15 protein-coding genes are annotated in these 18,142 nt (G+C 74.0%); 10 read left to right on the top strand and 5 right to left on the bottom strand.

Annotated features, from left to right (window positions below; translation table 11 throughout):
- Positions 1-147: 147 nt before the first annotated feature.
- Positions 148-1,668, bottom strand: coding sequence for an MFS transporter (locus ACWDCZ_RS27915; RefSeq protein ID WP_449817256.1), 1,521 nt, complete (start codon positions 1,666-1,668; stop codon positions 148-150).
- A gap of 111 nt (positions 1,669-1,779) precedes the next feature.
- Between ACWDCZ_RS27915 and ACWDCZ_RS27910 the strand changes: the two genes are divergently transcribed.
- Positions 1,780-2,658, top strand: coding sequence for a helix-turn-helix transcriptional regulator (locus tag ACWDCZ_RS27910; RefSeq protein ID WP_049657061.1), 879 nt, complete (start codon positions 1,780-1,782; stop codon positions 2,656-2,658).
- A 43-nt stretch (positions 2,659-2,701) separates the two neighbouring features.
- Here the strand turns inward: ACWDCZ_RS27910 and ACWDCZ_RS27905 are convergent, their stop codons facing one another.
- Both ACWDCZ_RS27905 and ACWDCZ_RS27900 read right to left on the bottom strand, forming a co-directional pair.
- Positions 2,702-3,091, bottom strand: a complete 390-nt coding sequence (locus ACWDCZ_RS27905) for a hypothetical protein (protein WP_049657058.1) — start codon at positions 3,089-3,091, stop codon at positions 2,702-2,704.
- Positions 3,088-3,663, bottom strand: a complete 576-nt coding sequence (locus tag ACWDCZ_RS27900) for a hypothetical protein (protein ID WP_117487701.1) — start codon at positions 3,661-3,663, stop codon at positions 3,088-3,090. Before ACWDCZ_RS27900 ends, ACWDCZ_RS27905 begins: the two co-directional genes overlap by 4 nt.
- A 135-nt stretch (positions 3,664-3,798) precedes the next feature.
- On the opposite strand from ACWDCZ_RS27900, the gene ACWDCZ_RS27895 reads away from it, so the two are divergent.
- The 6 genes from ACWDCZ_RS27895 to ACWDCZ_RS27870 all read left to right on the top strand — a co-directional run bounded on the left by ACWDCZ_RS27895 (position 3,799) and on the right by ACWDCZ_RS27870 (position 11,866).
- Positions 3,799-5,013, top strand: coding sequence for a sensor histidine kinase (locus tag ACWDCZ_RS27895; protein WP_049650225.1), 1,215 nt, complete (start codon positions 3,799-3,801; stop codon positions 5,011-5,013).
- The gene (locus ACWDCZ_RS27890; protein ID WP_049650224.1) at positions 5,001-5,648 is read left to right on the top strand and encodes a response regulator transcription factor; all 648 of its coding nucleotides are present in this window, start codon (positions 5,001-5,003) and stop codon (positions 5,646-5,648) included. Before ACWDCZ_RS27895 ends, ACWDCZ_RS27890 begins: the two co-directional genes overlap by 13 nt.
- A gap of 2 nt (positions 5,649-5,650) precedes the next feature.
- Positions 5,651-6,475 carry a DUF4097 family beta strand repeat-containing protein gene (locus ACWDCZ_RS27885; protein WP_388044000.1) on the top strand — a complete coding sequence of 275 codons (825 nt, stop codon included), beginning with the start codon at positions 5,651-5,653 and terminating at the stop codon, positions 6,473-6,475.
- Between the two features lie 151 nt (positions 6,476-6,626).
- Entirely contained in the window at positions 6,627-7,808 is a 1,182-nt protein-coding gene (gene dusB / locus ACWDCZ_RS27880) for a tRNA dihydrouridine synthase DusB (RefSeq protein WP_049650222.1), read from the top strand.
- 564 nt (positions 7,809-8,372) lie between these two features.
- Complete coding sequence (gene ppdK, locus ACWDCZ_RS27875; RefSeq protein WP_387827008.1) at positions 8,373-11,081, top strand: pyruvate, phosphate dikinase; 2,709 nt, start codon at positions 8,373-8,375, stop codon at positions 11,079-11,081.
- Between the two features lie 245 nt (positions 11,082-11,326).
- Positions 11,327-11,866: a ribonuclease gene (locus ACWDCZ_RS27870; RefSeq protein WP_079271730.1), complete on the top strand. Its 540-nt coding sequence runs from the start codon at positions 11,327-11,329 to the stop codon at positions 11,864-11,866.
- 32 nt (positions 11,867-11,898) lie between these two features.
- On the opposite strand, the gene ACWDCZ_RS27865 is transcribed toward ACWDCZ_RS27870, so the two are convergent.
- On the bottom strand, positions 11,899-12,894 hold the full coding sequence (locus ACWDCZ_RS27865) for a hypothetical protein (RefSeq protein ID WP_449817255.1): 996 nt from the start codon (positions 12,892-12,894) through the stop codon (positions 11,899-11,901).
- 112 nt (positions 12,895-13,006) lie between these two features.
- Here ACWDCZ_RS27865 and ACWDCZ_RS27860 point away from each other — a divergent pair, with 112 nt between their 5' ends.
- Complete coding sequence (locus tag ACWDCZ_RS27860; protein WP_449817254.1) at positions 13,007-14,281, top strand: ADP-ribosylglycohydrolase family protein; 1,275 nt, start codon at positions 13,007-13,009, stop codon at positions 14,279-14,281.
- On the opposite strand, the gene ACWDCZ_RS27855 is transcribed toward ACWDCZ_RS27860, so the two are convergent.
- The gene (locus tag ACWDCZ_RS27855; protein ID WP_049650219.1) at positions 14,271-15,005 is read right to left on the bottom strand and encodes a GNAT family N-acetyltransferase; all 735 of its coding nucleotides are present in this window, start codon (positions 15,003-15,005) and stop codon (positions 14,271-14,273) included. The genes ACWDCZ_RS27860 and ACWDCZ_RS27855 overlap by 11 nt on opposite strands.
- A gap of 754 nt (positions 15,006-15,759) precedes the next feature.
- Between ACWDCZ_RS27855 and ACWDCZ_RS27850 the strand changes: the two genes are divergently transcribed.
- Positions 15,760-16,704 (top strand): PAC2 family protein, encoded by a 945-nt coding sequence (locus ACWDCZ_RS27850; protein ID WP_117487697.1) that lies wholly within the window; start codon positions 15,760-15,762, stop codon positions 16,702-16,704.
- Positions 16,705-16,962: 258 nt separating this feature from the next.
- Positions 16,963-17,970, top strand: a complete 1,008-nt coding sequence (locus ACWDCZ_RS27845; protein WP_380744789.1) for an SGNH/GDSL hydrolase family protein — start codon at positions 16,963-16,965, stop codon at positions 17,968-17,970.
- Positions 17,971-18,142 lie beyond the last annotated feature (172 nt).

Here is an 18,142-nt window from a genome sequence, read left to right as displayed (position 1 = left end):
CCTCCGGTGCCTCCCGGTCGCGGGGCCGTCCACCGCCGTCGCAGGAGCCCGGAGCCCGGAGCCAGGAGCTCGGAAACCGGACCCGGAAGCAGGAGCCCGGAGCCCAGAACCTGGAAAACCGGACCCAGGAGCCCCCGGAGCCACGGCTCAGCCGATGGAGCGGGGCAGGCGGGTGGTCAGGTACAGGATGGTGAAGGACCCGAGGAGCTGGATGCCCAGGCAGAGGGCGAGCGCGCGGTCCATGCCGAGGACGGGGGAGAGGGAGAGGTAGAGGGTGCCGAGGGTGGCGACGCCGAGCGCGAGGCTGGACTGCTGGCCGGTGGCGAGGACGCCGCTGCCGACGCCGGCCCGGGCGGCGGGCACCTTGGCGAGGACGACCCGGAACAGCGGGGTGCCGATCAGGCCCTGCCCGATGCCGGCGAGGGCGACGCCCGGGGCCATCCGCAGCGGGGAGAAGTGCGACCAGTCGGCCAGGACGGTCAGGGCGAGGGTGGCGAGGCCGGCGGCCTGGACGACGGCGCCCGCGCTGAGCACCCGGCTGCCCCAGCGGCCGATCAGCCGCGGGCCGGCGAGCGAGGCGGAGAAGTAGCCGACGGCCATCGGGACGAGTGCCCAGCCGGCCGCGACCGGGCCGAGCCTGAGGCCCTGCTGGAGGGCGACCGCGATGACGAACATGAAGCCGCCGAAGCCCGCGAAGTAGGGGAGCGCGATGCCGAGGCCGCGCCGCATCTCCGGGATGCGCAGCAGGGACGGCGGCACCAGCGGGGTGTCCCCGCGCCGCTCGGCGCGCCGCTCGACGACACCGAAGGCGACGGCGAAGACGGGGAACAGCGCCAGCAGCACCCAGGACCAGAGCGGCCAGCCGGCGGCCCGGCCCTCCATCAGCGGGACGAGCAAGGAGAGCAGCGTGGCGGTGAGCAGGACGGTGCCGGGGACGTCGACCCGGGCGGCCGTGGTGGACCGGCTCTCCGGGACGTAGCGGACCGCGAGCACCACGGCGAGCAGCGCGAACGGCACGTTCAGCAGGAACACCGAGCGCCAGCCGGTGCCGAACAGGTCGGCGGCGACCAGTATCCCGCCGAGCACCTGCCCGATCACCACCGAGATCCCGCCGACGGCGCCGTAGACGCTGAGCGCGCGGCCGCGCCGGGCGCCCTCGGTGGCGGCGGTGATGGTGCCGAGCACCTGCGGGATCAGCAGCGCGGCCGAGGCGCCCTGGGCGGCCCGGGCGGCGACCAGGGACCACGCGCCGGGGGCGAGGCCGCAGGCCAGCGAGGTGAGGGCGAAGGCGACGGCGCCGATGACGAAGAGCCGGCGACGGCCGTAGCTGTCGCCGAGGCGTCCGCCGAGGACGAGCAGGACGGCGAAGGCGATGCCGTAGCCGGCGGCGACCAGTTCCAGGACGGCGGGTCCGGCGGCCAGGTCGTGGTCGATGGTGGGCAGGGCGACGTTGACGATGAAGAAGTCGAGCATCGGCAGGAAGGCGCCGAGCAGGACGGTGACCAGTCCGGCGGTGCCGAGGGTGGCGGCGGGACCGGTGGAGCCGGTGGCGGGACCGGCAGGACCGGTGGAGCCGGCCGGCCCGGTGCCGGAGGTACGGGCGGCCGCGGTGCCCGGGGTGGTGGCGGCGCGGCTCGATGCGGGGGCGACGGTGAGTGGTTGGGTCACGGGTCCTACGATCCGCCGCGCCGTACCCTGGTACCAGAGTGTGGTTATCCAGGTATAAGAAGTACCTGGCAACAGGCTTACGGCTGGCGCATGCTGGGGAGCATGAGCCTGATGACCCCCGCCGCGCAAGACGCCGCGCACAGCGCCGCACAGCGCCGGAGCGCCCCCGGCGACGCCCGTCGGCACGAGCTGGCCGCGTTCCTGCGCAGCCGTCGCGAGCGCCTCGGGCCCGAGCAGGTGGGCCTGCCGATGACCGGCCGCCGCCGGACACCGGGGCTGCGCCGGGAGGAGGTCGCCCAGCTCGCCGCGGTCGGGGTGACCTGGTACACGTGGCTGGAGCAGGCGCGGGACATCCAGGTGTCGGCCCAGGTGCTGGACGCGGTGGCCCGGGCGCTGCTGCTGGACCCGAGCGAGCGCGCCCACCTGTTCACCCTGGCCGGCACGGACGACCCGGCGCCGGTGAAGGAGTGCCCCTCGGTGACCCCGAGCGTGCGGCTGCTGCTGGAGCGGCTGGCGCCGTACCCCGCCGTGGTGCTCAACTCCCGCTACCAGGTGCTGGCGTACAACGCCCAGTACACCGCGGTCGTCGGCGACCTCGACCGGATGGCTCCCGAGGACCGGAACCTGATGTGGATGGCGTTCACGCCCTCGCAGTTCCGCGAGGTGCTGATCGACTACCGCACCGAGCGCCTCGGCATGGTGGCCCGGTTCCGTTCGGCGATGGCCGACCACAGCTCGGAGCCGGCCTGGAAGGCGCTGCTGGCCCGGCTGCTCAAGGCCTCTCCGGACTTCGCGGAGGTCTGGCAGCGGCACGACGTGATGCGGCCGGGCAACGGGATCAAGCGCTTCCAGGTGCCGGACGTCGGGCTGCTGCGCTGCGAGTACACCAACTTCTGGCTCAGCCCGCAGCTGGGGACACGGATGATCACGTACACCCCGCTGGACGACGAGACCCGCGCGCTGATGGACCGCCTGCCCACCGGGGCCTAGGGAGTTCCTCGGGCTCGTGTCGGCCGGGCGGCGTCGACGTGCCTCAGCCCCGTACCGCCGCGTCCCGCCCGAGCCGCAGGCACACCACGGCGAGCGGCAGTTCTATGCAGGAGGCCATGACCAGCGCGGCGAGCACCGCGTGGCCCGGCCCGGCGCAGGCGATGTCGGCCAGCGCGTCCCCGGTGAGCAGCAGGGCCACCGCCGCGCCCGCCCACAGCGCGGCGGGGCTGCGGCGGCGCAGCAGCGCGTCCAGCGAGAGCAGGGCGGCGAACTCGGTGAGGTCGAGCACGACCCACGGGGTCTCGTGGCAGACGGCGAGGACCGCCAGCCAGGGCAGCAGCGCGACCGCGGCCAGGACCGGGACCTGGGCGAAGCGCGCGGGCAGGACGGACGAACGGGCGGGGCCGAGGGCAAGGGCGAAGGTGCCGCTCACGCCGCACCCCGGCCGCGCTCCCGGACCCGCTCCAGCGGCAGCCGCTCGGCGGCCCCGCCCGCCGTGTGCTCGACCCGCACCGCGTCGAACGGCCCCTCGGCCCAGGCGACCCAGAACCGGTCGGCCACCGTGACAGCCTCGGCCGTCGAGCACACCCGGCGGAACGGCCGCCGCCCGGTGAACACCACCGCGGGCGCCGTGCCGTCGGCCGCCAGCCGGCCCCAGGCCAGCACGTGCCGGCTCCGCCCGGCGGAGGGGCAGTGCCGGGCCCCGCGCAGCAGGTGCGGGGTGAGCCGGGCGGCGACCAGGACATCGGCCAACTCCCCGTACTGGTACAGCTCCAGTGCGGCGCGGCCGCGGCCGGACGCGACGCAGCGGACCGACCAGGGGCCGGCTCCGGCGGGCAGCGCGCCCTCCGGCAGCTCCCCTTCCTGCAGCGTCTCCTCCGGCAGGGCTCCTGCCGGCAGCGCCCGCTCCGGCAGCGCCTCCTGGGCCGCCGCCGCTCCGGCGGCACTCCCGGGGCCGGGCCGCCCGTGCGGCGGAGTGGCGGAGTGCGATGCAGTGCTCGTCATGCCCTCAAGCCTTCCGCCCGGACCCCCCTCCTGTCGGTGGTGCTCCACACCGAATCGGGGGTGTAGCTAGCTACACCCCCATCGGGAACCCCCCTTCATGGCGGCTCGTGATCACCGGGCCCTACGCTGTCGGCCATGCCCTCCACCACGTTGCGCCGAGCGTTCGTCAGGAGCCTCCGGCGCCCCCCGTGGTCGCCCGAGGTCTGGCGGGACGTCCGCTTCACCGCCGCCGGGATACCCGTGGCGCTGCCGGTCTGGCTGGCCGTCACCGAGTCGAAGCTGCTCTTCCCGGTGCTCGCCGCCGTCCTGCTCTGCACCCACCCGCTGACCGTCGTCCAGCGCGGCCGGCTGCGCGCCCTGTACGGGGTGGAGGTGCCGCCGCTGCGCCCGCCGACGGGGCGCCGGGTCTGGCTGCTCGGGGTGACCTGGCGCCAGGTCCTCCACCACCTGGTGGCCGGCCCGCTGCTGGCGGCGGGCGCCCTGGTGGTGCTGTACGCCTGGGCGGCCGCCGTGGTGCTGGCCACCGTGTACGGCTGGATCTGGCTGCTGCCCGCCGGCACCGCGCTGCGCACCGGCCTCGCCGGGGAGGACGTCCTGCTCACCCTCGGCGGGGTGCTGCTGCTGGCGGTGCTCCCGCTGTCGGGCACCCAGCTGGCCCGGCTGGAGGTGTGGGTGGCCCGGCGGCTGCTCGGCCCGGACCGGGCGGAGGCGCTGGAGCGGCGGGTCGAGGAGATCGCCGAGAGCCGGGCCGGCCTGGTCGACGCGGTGGACGCCGAGCGCCGCCGGATCGAGCGCGACCTGCACGACGGCGCCCAGCAGCGGCTCACCTCCCTCGCGATGAACCTGGGCCTGGCCCGGCGCACCCTCAAGGACGTGCCGCCCGAGGTGATGCAGGTGATCATCGACGCGCACGAGGAGGCCCAGGCGGCCATCGACGAGCTGCGCGACCTGGTCCGCGGCCTGCACCCCGCCGTCCTGGAGGACCGCGGCCTGGACGCGGCGCTGTCCGGCATCGCCGCCCGGGCCCCGCTGCCGGTGCACCTGGACGTCGACCTCTCCGAGCAGATCGCCCCGACCGTCGAGGCGGTCGCCTACTTCACCGTCTCCGAGGCGCTCACCAACGTGGCCAAGCACGCCAGGGCCCGCCGGGTCGACCTCTCGGTGCGGACGACCGGCGGCCGGCTGCGCCTGGTCATCAGCGACGACGGCGTGGGCGGCGCGGACGCCTCGCGCGGCACCGGGCTCACCGGTCTGCGCAAGCGCGCCGCCTCGGTCGACGGCACGATGTCCGTTCTCAGCCCCCTCGGGGGCCCCACCACCATCACCGTGGAGTTGCCGTGCGCGCTGTGATCGCCGAGGACTCGGTCCTGCTGAGGGTCGGCCTGGTCAAGGTCCTGGAGGCGGTGGGCTTCGAGGTCGTGGCCGCCGTCGGGGACGCCACCGAACTGCTGGCCGCCGTCGAGGAGCACCGCCCGAAGGTGGTGGTGGCCGACGTCCGGATGCCCCCGGGCTTTCACGACGAGGGGGTGAAGGCGGCGATGGTGATCCGCCGGCAGTGGCCGGACACCGCCGTCCTGCTGCTCTCCCAGTTCGTGGAGGAGCGCTACGCCGCGGACCTGCTGGCGACCAACACCAGCGGCGTCGGCTACCTGCTCAAGCAGCGGGTGGCCAACGTCGACGACTTCGTGGACGCGCTCCAGCGGGTCGCCGAGGGCGGTACCGCGCTGGACCCGGAGGTGGTCGCCCAGCTGCTGGTGCGCCGCCGGCACCGGGACCCGGTGGAGAAGCTGACCCCGCGCGAGCGCGACGTGCTCGCCCTGATGGCGGAGGGCCGCTCCAACGCGGCGATCGCCGGCTCGCTGGTGGTCAGCGACAGCGCGGTGGCCAAGCACATCAACTCGATCTTCACCAAGCTCGAACTGCCGCAGGCCGAGGACAGCCACCGCCGGGTGATGGCGGTGCTGCGCTTCCTGGAGGTCGGGTAGCGGTGAAGGGGGTGAAGGGCTGGCGGGCCACCGGGACGCTCGTGATCGTCCTGGTCATGATCGGTGCCGGACTGCAGACCTGGTCGATGGCGGTGCAGCAGCGCACCAGCAGCAGTCGGCCGTACGACGAGGAGATCCACCGGGTCCAGCTGGAGACCGGCCCCGCGTCGGTCCGGGTGCGGGCCGGACGGGAGGGCCACGTGGTGGTCCGGCAGAGCCTGGACTGGCTGGTGCGCAAGCCGGTGGTGTCCGCCGTCTTCGACAAGGGCGTGCTCACGGTCGGGATGCACTGCCGGCTGGTCCTGCCGTTCGTGGACCTCGGCTGCGGCGCCGAGATCGAGCTGGAGGTGCCGGCCGCGACCGAGGTGTCCGGCTCGGTGACCTCCGGCTCCGTCCAGGTGGAGGGCCTGAGCGGGGACGTGAAGCTGGACCTGACCTCCGGCCAGCTGCTGCTGTCCGACACCTCCGGGAACGTGACCGTGCACGCCACCTCCGGTCTGGTGCAGGGCACCAACCTGAGCGCCCCGCGGTTGACGGCGCAGCTCACCTCGGGCTCGGTGCAGCTGAGCTTCGCGAGGGCTCCGCGCGAGGTGGACGCCACGGCCACCTCCGGCTCGGTGGAGATGAGCCTGCCGAAGGACAGCCGGTACGCCGTCTCCAGCGAGGTCGGCAGCGGCAACGGCCGGATCGACCCGGGGCTGGCGGACTCGGCGAGCCCGAACCGGGTGCACGCCGCGGTCACCTCCGGGTCGATCTCCATCGCTCCGGCGCCGGCCTCGTCGGCGCCCACCGCCCCGGCGGCTCCGTCGGCCTCGTCGGCTCCGTAGCGGAGGCGGCCCGTTCCGGAGGCGTCCGGCAGAGGAGGCGTCCGGTGGCCGAGGCGCCCCGTAGCGGGGGAGCCCCGGCGCGGGCGGAGGCCGCTCACCCGGGTGGGGGACAATGGAGAGTCCCGTCCCCACCACCCGAGGTCAGCCGCGCATGACAGTCACGCCCGCACCCACCGCGTCCGGCACCGCGTCCGGCACCGAGTTCGCGCCGCTCGACATCGGCCCGATCCAGGTGTGGCCGCCCGTCGTGCTGGCGCCGATGGCCGGCATCACCAACGCGCCGTTCCGCACCCTGTGCCGCGAGCAGAGCGGCGGCAAGGGGCTGTACGTCTCGGAGATGATCACCACCCGGGCGCTGGTCGAGCGCAACGCCAAGACCATGCAGCTGATCAAGTTCGACCCGAGCGAGAAGCCGCGCTCCATCCAGCTGTACGGGGTGGACCCGGTGACCGTCGGCAAGGCCGCCCGGATGATCTCCGAGGAGGGCCTGGCCGACCACATCGACCTCAACTTCGGCTGCCCCGTCCCCAAGGTCACCCGCAAGGGCGGCGGCTCGGCGCTGCCGTACAAGCGCAACCTGCTGCGCGAGATCCTGCGCGAGGCCGTCGCCAACGCGGGCGACCTGCCGGTGACCATGAAGATGCGCAAGGGCATCGACGACGACCACCTCACCTACCTGGACGCCGGCCGGATCGGCGCCGAGGAGGGGGTGGCCGCGATCGCCCTGCACGGGCGCACCGCCGCCCAGCACTACGGCGGCACGGCCGACTGGTCGGCGATCGCCCGGCTGCGCGAGTCCGTCCCGGCGCACATCCCGGTGCTGGGCAACGGGGACATCTGGTCGGCCGACGACGCGCTGCGGATGATGCGCGAGACCGGCTGCGACGGCGTGGTGGTGGGCCGCGGCTGCCTGGGCCGGCCGTGGCTGTTCAAGGACCTGGTCGCGATCTTCGAGGGCGACGTGGACTACGCCCGCCCCGACTTCGGCTACGTGGCCGCGGCGATGGTGCGGCACGCGCAGCTGCTCGGCGAGTGGCTGGGCGACGAGGCGCGCGGCGTGATCGACTTCCGCAAGCACGTGGCCTGGTACACCAAGGGCTTCTCGGTCGGCTCCGAGCTGCGGGTGCGGCTGGCCGGCTCCTCCTCGTTGGCCGAACTAGCCGAAACCCTCGCCCAGGTGGAGCAGTCCCAGGGCTGGCCGGACGGTGCGGACGGCCCGCGCGGGCGGACCAGCGGCAACAACCGGGTGGTCCTGCCGGAGGGCTGGTTGGACGATCCGTACGACTGCGCCCGCCCGGGTGCTGACGCCGAATCGGACACCTCTGGCGGATGATCTGTACGACCTGGCGAAAATGACCCGTTCGGGTCGATGGCCACCCGGTCCCAGCCCTCTTGTCCATCCTGGACAAGAGGGCTCCTTTTCGGCGTCCGAATGTCACGGAGCGGGCACGTTTCTGGACACAGTGCGACGATCGGCGCAGGCGCTCTACGTTCGACCGGTGAGACGCCCTGGTGACGCTTGCCACACGCGGTGGGGGCTGACGGCCGGTCAGTGGACGAAATGGACAGGTCGGCTGTGAATCGCTTCCCGAAGTCGGTCGACCGGTGATTGGGCGATCCGGGTGCAGGAAATCAAGCCGGGGCAACGCCATGGACCCGCGGTCGCTACGGTGCGTCCGGATCGCACGATCTTCGCGGGTGTATGCCTTCAAGAGTTGAATGCTTGCTCGCGTCAGGCGGACGATTTCACCAACAGAGGTGAACGCCTTTATGTGCTTTCGATCTAGCGGGTTACCGCTGGGTACCAGCCTCGGGTGGCCTATTCAGGGCAGAGAAGTGCCTTCGAAATGGGTATGTTCTCCGGCGTCAGGGCAACCGCGTACGAGGAGACCGACCCGTGCCGTCCCAGCAGAAGTTTGTTTACTCCTTCACCGAAGGAAACAAGGACCTCAAGGATCTTCTTGGCGGCAAGGGCGCGAACCTGGCCGAGATGACCAACCTGGGCCTCCCCGTCCCTCCGGGGTTCACCATCACCACCGAGGCCTGCAAGGTCTTCCTGGAGACCGGCAGCGAGCCGTCCTCCCTGCACGAGGAGATCAGCGCCCACCTGGACGCCCTCGAGCAGGAGATGGGCAAGAAGCTCGGCCAGGCCGACAACCCCCTCCTGGTCTCGGTCCGCTCCGGCGCGAAGTTCTCCATGCCCGGCATGATGGACACCGTCCTCAACATCGGTCTCTCCGACGCCTCGGTGGTCGGCCTCGTCGCCCAGTCCGGCAACGAGCGCTTCGCCTGGGACTCCTACCGCCGCCTGGTCCAGATGTTCGGCAAGACCGTGCTGGGCGTCGACGGCGAGCTGTTCGAGGAGGCCCTGGACGAGGCCAAGCACGCCAAGGGCACCGTCAACGACCTGGACCTGGACGCCGCCGACCTCAAGACGCTGGTCGAGGTGTTCAAGGGCATCGTCGAGCGCGAGACCGGCCGGGCCTTCCCGCAGGACCCGCGCGAGCAGATGGACCTCGCCATCCACGCCGTCTTCCACTCCTGGAACGGCGACCGCGCCCGGCTGTACCGCCGCCAGGAGCGCATCCCGAACGACCTGGGCACCGCGGTCAACGTCTGCAGCATGGTCTTCGGCAACCTCGGCGAGGACTCCGGCACCGGCGTCGCCTTCACCCGCGACCCCTCCACCGGCACCCAGGGCGTCTACGGCGACTACCTGTCCAACGCCCAGGGCGAGGACGTCGTCGCCGGCATCCGCAACACGCTGCAGCTGTCCGAGCTGGAGAAGCTCGACAAGAAGTCGTACGACGAGCTGATGGCGATCATGCAGACGCTCGAGAACCACTACCGCGACCTCTGCGACATCGAGTTCACCATCGAGCGCGGCAAGCTCTGGATGCTCCAGACCCGGGTCGGCAAGCGCACCGCCGCGGCCGCCTTCCGGATCGCCGTCCAGCTGGTCGACCAGGGCCTGATCGACCTGGACGAGGCCCTGATGCGGGTCACCGGCGGCCAGCTCTCGCAGCTGATGTTCCCGCGCTTCGCCCCCGACTCCGAGTCGAAGCAGATCGCCAGGGGCCTCGCGGCCTCGCCCGGCGCCGCGATCGGCAAGATCGTCTTCGACTCCTACACCGCGGTGAAGTGGTCGCGCTCCGGCGAGAAGGTCATCCTGGTCCGCCGCGAGACCAACCCGGACGACCTGGACGGCATGATCGCCGCCGAGGGCATCCTCACCTCGCGCGGCGGCAAGACCTCGCACGCCGCCGTCGTCGCCCGCGGCATGGGCAAGACCTGCGTCTGCGGCGCCGAGGAGCTGGAGGTCGACACCAAGCGCCGCCGGATGACCACCGCCGACGGCCTGGTGCTGGAGGAGGGCGACGTCGTCTCGATCGACGGCGCGACCGGCAAGGTCTACCTCGGCGAGGTGCCCGTGCTCCCCTCCGCGGTGGTGGAGTACTTCGAGGGCACCCTGCACGCCGGCGCCGACGTCCAGGGCGGCCTCGTCCAGGCCGTGCACCGGCTGATGTCGCACGCCGACGGCCGCCGCCGCCTCGCGGTGCGCGCCAACGCCGACAACGCCGAGGACGGCGGGCGCGCCCGCCGCTACGGCGCCCAGGGCATCGGCCTGTGCCGCACCGAGCACATGTTCCTCGGCGAGGAGCGCCGCAAGGAGGTCGAGCACCTGATCCTGGCGGACAACGACAAGGACCGCGAGCTCGCCCTCTCCACCCTGCTGCCGCTGCAGAAGGGCGACTTCCTGGAGCTCTTCCAGGCGATGGACGGCCTGCCGGTCACCGTCCGGCTGCTCGACCCGCCGCTGCACGAGTTCCTGCCGGACATCACCGAGCTGTCGGTGCGCGTCGCCCTCGCCGAGGCCCGCAAGGACCCGAACGAGAACGACCTGCGCCTGCTCCAGGCGGTGCACAAGCTGCACGAGCAGAACCCGATGCTCGGCCTGCGCGGCGTCCGCCTCGGCCTGGTCATCCCCGGCCTGTTCGGCATGCAGGTCCGGGCCATCGCCGAGGCCGCCGCCGAGCGCCGGCTGGCCGGCGGGGACCCGCGCCCCGAGGTGATGATCCCGCTGGTCGGCACCGTCCAGGAGCTGGAGCTGGTCCGCGACGAGTGCGAGCGGGTGCTCGCCGAGGTCGCCCGGACCACCGGCGTCAAGCTGGACATCAAGCTCGGCACCATGATCGAGCTGCCGCGCGCCGCGGTGACCGCCGGGCAGATCGCCGAGGCCGCCGAGTTCTTCTCCTTCGGCACCAACGACCTGACCCAGACGGTCTGGGGCTTCTCCCGGGACGACGTGGAGGCCTCGTTCTTCACCGCCTACCTGGAGAAGGGCATCTTCGGGGTCTCCCCGTTCGAGACCATCGACCGCGACGGCGTCGGCTCGCTGGTCAAGCACGCCGTCGAGGCCGGCCGGGCCACCCGCCCCGACCTCAAGCTCGGCGTCTGCGGCGAGCACGGCGGCGACCCGGACTCGGTCCACTTCTTCCACGAGGTGGGGCTGGACTACGTCTCCTGCTCCCCCTTCCGGATCCCGGTGGCGCGCCTGGAGGCAGGCCGCGCCGCCATCGAGACGGCGGGCAGCGACTCGCGCTGAGGAGGGTAGGCATCCCCACCTCACGCGCGGGCACGACTGACCGCTTCCCCTCCCGTCGGGAGGGCGTACACCGGAGCTCGGCGCAGGAGAACCGGCGTACGTGACACGGCCGGGCGGGAACGGACAACGGCGTCCGTTCCCGCCCGGCCGTACGTCCGCGTACGGGCCGGCGCACCGGACGGTGTGGCGGCGGCCACGTGTGTAGCTGGCCCGGCCCGGCCCGGCCGCCTGCCAAGCTGGACCGCATGACCAACCGCAGAAACCCGCTCGTCGCCGTGGCCGTGCTGATCCTGGCGGTCCTGGCCGGGGCCGGGTACCTCCTCGCCAACCAGGGGAGCGGCCACCCCAAGGCCGCCGCGAGCGCCACCACGAGCGCGGCCGCCGGTGCCACGACGTCCGGGTCCACGGCGCCCAAGCCCTCGGCCCCCAAGCCGAGCCCGCCCGCCGGGGGCGCCGGCACCACCCCCGCCGCGGCCGGCACCTGGGTCCCGACCGACCCGGCCATGGCCGACGTCTGCCGCACCAAGCTCCCCAGCCAGGCCCAGGACACCCTCGGCCTGATCGCCAAGGGCGGCCCCTACCCGTACAACCGCGACGGCATCGTCTTCGAGAACCGCGAGAGCCGCCTCCCCAAGAAGTCCGGCGGCTACTACCACGAGTACACCGTCGTCACCCCCGGCTCCAACGACCGCGGCACCCGCCGCGTGGTGACCGGCGACTCCGGCGAGCAGTACTGGTCCGCCGACCACTACGCCACCTTCCAGGAGATCGACTCCCGCTGCTGAGCGGGGCCTCGGCAGCCTTCGCCGCGCGCCCCTCACCGGGCCCGGCGCCAGGTGACGCGGGGGTGGGGGGCGTGCGGGCCGGTGGTGACCAGGGCGGTGAGCTCGTGGAGCACCGGGGCCGGGTCGCGGCGGAGCTGGACCGGGGTGGTGCGGACCACCGGGAGGCCGGCGGCGGTGAGGCGGTTGGCGCGGGCGAGGCCCCGTTCGTGCTCGGCGGGGCGCAGGTGCCAGGCGCGGGAGTCGATCTCCAGGGCCACGCAGGCGTGCGGCCAGTAGGCGTCCGGGACGGCGAGGAAGCGGCCGTCCAGGAAGAGCACCGGGTTCCACAGCGGCTCCGGCAGCCCCGCGTGCGCCAGCAGTTCGCGGGCCTCGCCCTCCACCACCGACCGCACCCCGACCGTCAGGTCCTCCACCACCCTGGCCACCTGGGGCAGTCCGAGCGCACCCGGGCGGGACAGCAACTGGTCGAGCAGCTCGCCGAGTTCGCAGTGCCGCCGCTGGACGGCCTCCGCGCACAGCGCCCGGAACCGGCGCTGCCCGGTCTCCCCCGGCGCGAGGTCGGCCAGCGCCCGGGCGACCGTGGTGCTCCACAGCCCGTCGTCCCGCTCGAAGCCGCCCGGCATCGCCCCGGAGGCCCGGTGGATCCGGACGAACTCCCTGTCCCCGACCCGCCGTTGAGTCGGGATCAGGATGTCGACCGCGTTCAGGTCGGACGGGTGTCCGGCGCTCGGCAGCCCGGCCTCGGCCAGCACCGCGAAGCCGGTCAGCAGCACCTCCCCGGCCCGCGGGTCGCGGCCCTTCGGCGTCGCGTACGCCAGCGCGGCCCGCAGCTTCTGGTGGACCGTCAACCGGCCGCTCTGGAGGCAGATCACCCGGGGCAGGACCTGTTGCCAGGGCCCGCCCGGCCGCAGCCGGTGGGCGATGGTGCCGGAGGGCACCCCGAGCCGGCGCAGCTGCGCCCGGGTGGCGATGTGCTGCTGGTCGGCGCCGAGCAGGGCGACCGGGTCGAGGGGGTTCGCGCGGGTCATGCCCCGGTGCCTGCCCGCCGGAATCGGAGGTATGCGAAACATCCCCCGTCGGTGGGGACACCGGCCACGGGTGTTGACGGGACGGCGGTCAACCCGGTGAGCTGGAGGGCATATGACCATTCCATCCACGCACACCGGCCCCGCGCTGGACTCCCTCAACGGCCTCTCCGTGGGCGACGCCCTCGGCGCCCAGATGTTCGTCCCGGAAACCGCCCGGGCCCACCTCGCCGCCCGCACCGAACCGCCCAACCCCTGGCCCTGGACCGACGACACCGAGATGGCCTGCTCGGTCCACGCCGCCCACACCGAGCGCGGCGCGATCGACACCTTCGACCTCACCCACGCCTTCGCCCTCCGCCACGACTTCGACCGCGGCTACGGCCCGGCCGCCAACCGGCTGCTCCGGCTGGTCCGCGAGGGCGGCGACGCCCGGCGGCTGGCCGCCGAACTCTTCGACGGCCAGGGCTCGTACGGCAACGGCGCCGCGATGCGGGTCGCCCCGCTGGGGGCGGCGTACGCCGAGGACCCGGCCGCCGTCGTCCGGCCCGCCGCCGACACCGCCGTCATCACCCACACCCACCCGCAGGCCGTGGACGGCGCGATCGCGGTCGCGGTGGCGGCCGCGTACGCGGTGCGGGCGCGGGCGGAGGCCATGACGCCGGAGGCCTTCCTGGCGGCGGTCGCCGACCTCACCCCGAACGGGGCGGTCAGGGACGGCCTGGAGGAGGCCCGCGGGCTGCTCGCCCGGCCGGACTTCCGGCTCGCCGCGCAGGTGCTCGGCAACGGCAGCCGGACCTCCGCGGCCGACACCGTCCCGTACGCCCTGTGGTGCGCCGCCCGGAACCTGGCCGACTACCGCACCGCCGTGTGGGAGGCGATCGCGGCCGGCGGCGACATGGACACCGTCGCCGCCATCACCGGGGGAGTGGTGGCGGCGCACACCGGCACCGGAGGCATCCCGCGGGCCTGGCTGGCCGCCCGGGAGCCGCTGCCCGCGTGGGCGTTCCCGGAGCCGGGCGGCGTCCGCGCGGCCGGGGAGCCGCACCTGACGCCGATCCGCCTGCCCCGCCCGCACCCGGTGCCGGACCTGCTCTGGTCGGACGTCGACTGGGAGCGGATCAGGCGCGGCCTGCGGGCCCGGGACGTGGACGGGCGCTGGGCCTCCGTCGTCTCCGAGGGCGTGCTGCACCTGCACCGCGGTGTGGGCGGCGCGGAGGTCTACCGGGTCCGGGTGGCCCGGGTGCGGGGCGGCTGGCGGCCGGTGGAGGCGCTGGTCGAGGCGCACCCGGGACGCCACCGGGCCTGGGACGACCGCACGACCCTGCCGGCCGTCCTGGGCTTGGCGCGCCTCGGCTACGAGCCGCTCCGGGCCGGCCTCAGACCGTGATCATCAGCTGCCCGGCGCCGCTGCCGCCCTGTCTAAGGCACTCCTGGTTGATCGCCGGATCCGGGGCGCTCGGCGAGGTGGCGGCGGCGATCCGCAGCTCGATGATGTCGCGGACGGCCGGCCACTCGTCGTCGAGGATCGAGTAGAACGCGGTGGAGCGCACCACCCCGTCCAGCCCGCGCGAGTGCGCCCGGCGGACGCCCTCGGAGGTCGCGCCGAGCCGCTCGATGGCGGCGCGCGAGCGCATGTTGCGGGCGTCCGCGCGCATCGAGATCCGCTGCACGCCCCAGGTCTCGAAGGCGTGGCGCAGCATCAGCAGCTTGGCCTCGGTGTTGATGCCGGTGCCCTGGGCGCGCGGCGAGAGCCAGCTGTTGCCGATCTCGGCCGCGTCCGGGACGGCCGTGGCCGGATCGCCGAACGGGACGCCGGGCACGGGCGGCCACACCATCGGGCCCTGCCAGTAGTCGAGTTCCAGGAAGCGGGTGGAGCCGACGACCCGGCCGTCGGCGACGTTCACCGTCGCGAACGGCAGCGACCGTCCCGCGGCCTGGTCGGCGAGCGCCCGCGCGACGTAGTCGCGGGCGGCTTCCAGGCCGTGCGGGACGGGGGTGAAGGCGTAGGTCGTACGGTCCTCGGCGCCGGCCTCGGCGATGGCCTCGGCATGGTGCGCGGCGAGGGGCTCCAGCCGCACGGTGCGGCCGGTGAGGGTGACAGGTACGGGCACGGAACCTTCTGTCCTTCATCGGTCGGAGGGAGCCTCCCGGGCCGGGGTACGGCACGGGGTGCGCTGGACATGGGTACGCCTGGGCCCGGGTCCGTCCGCCGGGTACCCGCGCACGCCGGAGGTCCGGTCGAACGGGGTGGGGGCGGCGGCCCGGAGCGGGCGGCGCGGGGGTGCCGGAACGGACACGGGTCCTCGGACCGGTCCGGCGGGAACAGCGAGGGGACAGTGTGCGTCCGCGAAATGGCCGAAGAGGAGACGAGAGCGCGAAGGGAAGCGGGCGGCCAGGTGAAGGCAAGATGCGTCGTGGGGGCTGGCCGAGCAGCGGACCGGGACGTGGCCGACGGCGTTACGGACGACGTGGCGACGACGCGACGATGCGAGGCAGCGAGAGGACGATACCCGCCAGAAGGCGGTGCGTCACTTCGCGGCACGCGAATGGCCGCGCGGGCCGTTCCGGGGCCCCGCGGACGGGCCTCCCGCGGGGGCGCTACCAGGGCCGTGACCAGGGGCTCTTCGGTCGGGTGCGATCATGGTCCGGAACGGTCGGCCGAGGCCGTCGGGCGCGCCCCCCGGGGAGCCGTCGGACGGGTACCGGAGCGGCCGTGGAGCGGCTCCGGAACGGCCCCGTGGACGTGTCCGTCCGCGGGGCGGGGGCGGGGCGGGGCCGGGGCGGGAATTCCGGCGGCGCCCGGCACGCTGCAGAGGACGAGAAGCCGGTCGACCGGAACGAGCAGGGAACGGGGTTGGGTGCGCGGTGCGTGACTTCCAGGCGTTGTACGAGCTGGATCAGCAGGGCGTGGCCGCCGTCGCCGCGGCCAACGAGCAGTTGCGCGACACCGGTGCCGGCCTCGTGCTGCTCCAGCACTACGAGGGCTTCATGGACGCCGGGGAGGCCGGCGGCCAGGTGGTGGCCCACCTGCTGGAGACGGGCTCGCCGCAGGTCGTGGCCCGCTTCGACCACGACCGTCTGGTGGACTACCGGGCCCGCCGCCCGGCGATGGTCTTCGACCACGACCACTGGACGTCCTACGACCCCCCGGAGATCCTGCTCCAGCTCGTCCACGACGCCGCCGGCGCGCCGTTCCTGCTGCTCAGCGGCCCCGAGCCGGACGTCGAGTGGGAGCGCTTCGCGCGGGCCGTCCGCGAGCTGGTGGAGCGCTTCGAGGTCCGGCTCTCGATCGACTTCCACGGCATCCCGATGGGCGTGCCGCACACCCGCCCGGTCGGCATGACGCCGCACGGCAACCGGCTGGACCTCGCCCCGGGCTACCCGCAGTGGTTCGAGCAGGCGCAGGTGCCGGGCAGCGCCCAGGCGCTGGTGGAGTACCGCCTGGCCGAGGCCGGGTGCGACGTCCTGGGCTTCGCCGTGCACGTCCCGCACTACGTGGCCCGCTCCGCCTACCCGGCGGCGGCCGTGCAGGTCCTGGAGGCGGTGCAGTCCGCCACCGGGCTGGTGCTGCCCGGCACCGGGCTGCGCGAGCAGGTCTCCGAGGTCTACGCCGACATCGAGGAGCAGCTGGCCCAGGGGGACGGCGAGTTGCGCTCGGCGATCCGCGGCATGGAGGGCCAGTACGACGCCGTGGCGGGCGCGGAGGGCCGGGAGAGCCTGCTGGCCGAGCCGGTGGACCTGCCCTCGGCGGACGAACTGGGGCGGCGCTTCGAGCAGTTCCTGGCCGAGCACGAGCGCGGCGCGGAGTAGTCGACGCGGAGTAGTCGACGCGGAGCGGCCGACGCGCACGCGGTTTCGTGGTGCGCCGGCCGGAGAGGGCGCGCGGAAGCGGTCGGAAGCCGGTGCCCGGACGGCCCCGGGGTCGGTTTCCGGCCGGTTCGGGCCCGCCGTAAGGCGATTCGGCCGGGGCGGGAGTCATCGGCCGCGATCGTTCGTTGGCCCCTGATGTGCCCGGGGGACGGGCCGCCGCAAGGAGCCGACCGTGACCCGTATCCCCGGGGGGAGACCATGCCGAGGACCGTTCGCCCGACCATCGCCCTGACCGTCGGACTGGCCGCAGCGCTGCTGGCCGGCTGCACCGACAACACCGCTTCGGACAGCGGGGCCGGCGGCGCCGCGGGCACGGCGTCCGACCGCGCGCGGGCCGGCGCGGCCGCGTCGCCGACCGCCGCCCCGCCGCCCACCGGCCCGTACGTCGCGCTCGGCGACTCGTACACCGCGGGGATGAAGATCGCCCCGCAGGTCGGCGAGCCGGGCGCCTGCTACCGCTCCGGGGCCAACTACCCGTCCCTGGTGGCGAAGGGGCTCTCGCTCGCCGCCGACCAGTTCAAGGACGTCAGCTGCAGCGGCGCCCGCACCGGGGACCTGACCGGCCCGCAGAAGGTCGCCGACGGCACCAACCCGGCCCAGCTGGACGCGCTCACCGCGGACACCCGGCTGGTCACCCTGGGGATCGGCGGCAACGACGCCGGCTTCATCGAGGTCGTGACGGAGTGCGCCAAGGCCAACCTGGTGGACATCGTCAAGGGCGTGATCAGCGACAGCGCGGACCGGATCAGCGACTCGCCCTGCCGCGACCACTACGCCGCCGGCAGCGGCACCGACGAGGTCCAGCGCAAGGTGGACGCGGCCGGCGACCGGATCGGCCAGGTGCTCCAGGACGTCAAGAAGCGCTCCCCGAAGGCCAAGGTGTACGTGATCGGCTACCCGGGGCTGCTCCCGGCCGACCCGGCGAACTGCCTGCCGGTGCTGGGCAACGCGGTGGCCGCCTCCGACCTCGCCTTCCTGGTGGAGAAGCAGCAGCAGCTCAACGGCATGCTCAAGAAGCGCGCGGACGCGGCCGGCGCGGTGTTCGTCGACCTCGCCGGGCCCTCGGCCGGGCACGACATGTGCGCGGGGGAGGACAAGCGCTGGGTGGAGCCGCCGCTCCCGGCCCAGGGGTCGGCGCCGATCCACCCCAACGCCAAGGGGCAGGAGGCGATGTCCGGGGTGGTCCTGAAGGCGATCAAGGGCTGAGGACGCCCGCGCCGGGGCGCGGGACGGAGGGGGCGCGAGGGGTGCGCGGGCCGGGTGGGGCCGACCCACCGGGGCGGGCACCCGCGCGCCGCGCACCGTTCACGCCCCGGCCCGCACCCCTTCGTGCGCGGCACACCCCGCGTGTCGGGGGCGCGGCGTACCGTGAAGGACA

It is taken from the genome of Kitasatospora sp. NPDC001225 (assembly GCF_053597855.1).
Note: the sequence above shows the minus strand (reverse complement) of the source record. Positions and strands in the feature narration are given on the sequence as shown.

Bases quoted from the DNA above. Each gene is read 5' to 3' on its own strand.
- ACWDCZ_RS27860 (WP_449817254.1), top strand. From the start codon at position 13,007: ATGACCATTCCATCCACGCACACCGGCCCCGCGCTGGACTCCCTCAAC.
- ACWDCZ_RS27845 (WP_380744789.1), top strand. From the start codon at position 16,963: ATGCCGAGGACCGTTCGCCCGACCATCGCCCTGACCGTCGGACTGGCC.
- ACWDCZ_RS27865 (WP_449817255.1), bottom strand. From the start codon at position 12,894: ATGACCCGCGCGAACCCCCTCGACCCGGTCGCCCTGCTCGGCGCCGAC.
- dusB (WP_049650222.1), top strand. From the start codon at position 6,627: ATGACAGTCACGCCCGCACCCACCGCGTCCGGCACCGCGTCCGGCACC.
- ACWDCZ_RS27895 (WP_049650225.1), top strand. From the start codon at position 3,799: ATGCCCTCCACCACGTTGCGCCGAGCGTTCGTCAGGAGCCTCCGGCGC.
- ACWDCZ_RS27910 (WP_049657061.1), top strand. From the start codon at position 1,780: ATGACCCCCGCCGCGCAAGACGCCGCGCACAGCGCCGCACAGCGCCGG.
- ACWDCZ_RS27870 (WP_079271730.1), top strand. From the start codon at position 11,327: ATGACCAACCGCAGAAACCCGCTCGTCGCCGTGGCCGTGCTGATCCTG.
- ACWDCZ_RS27900 (WP_117487701.1), bottom strand. From the start codon at position 3,663: ATGACGAGCACTGCATCGCACTCCGCCACTCCGCCGCACGGGCGGCCC.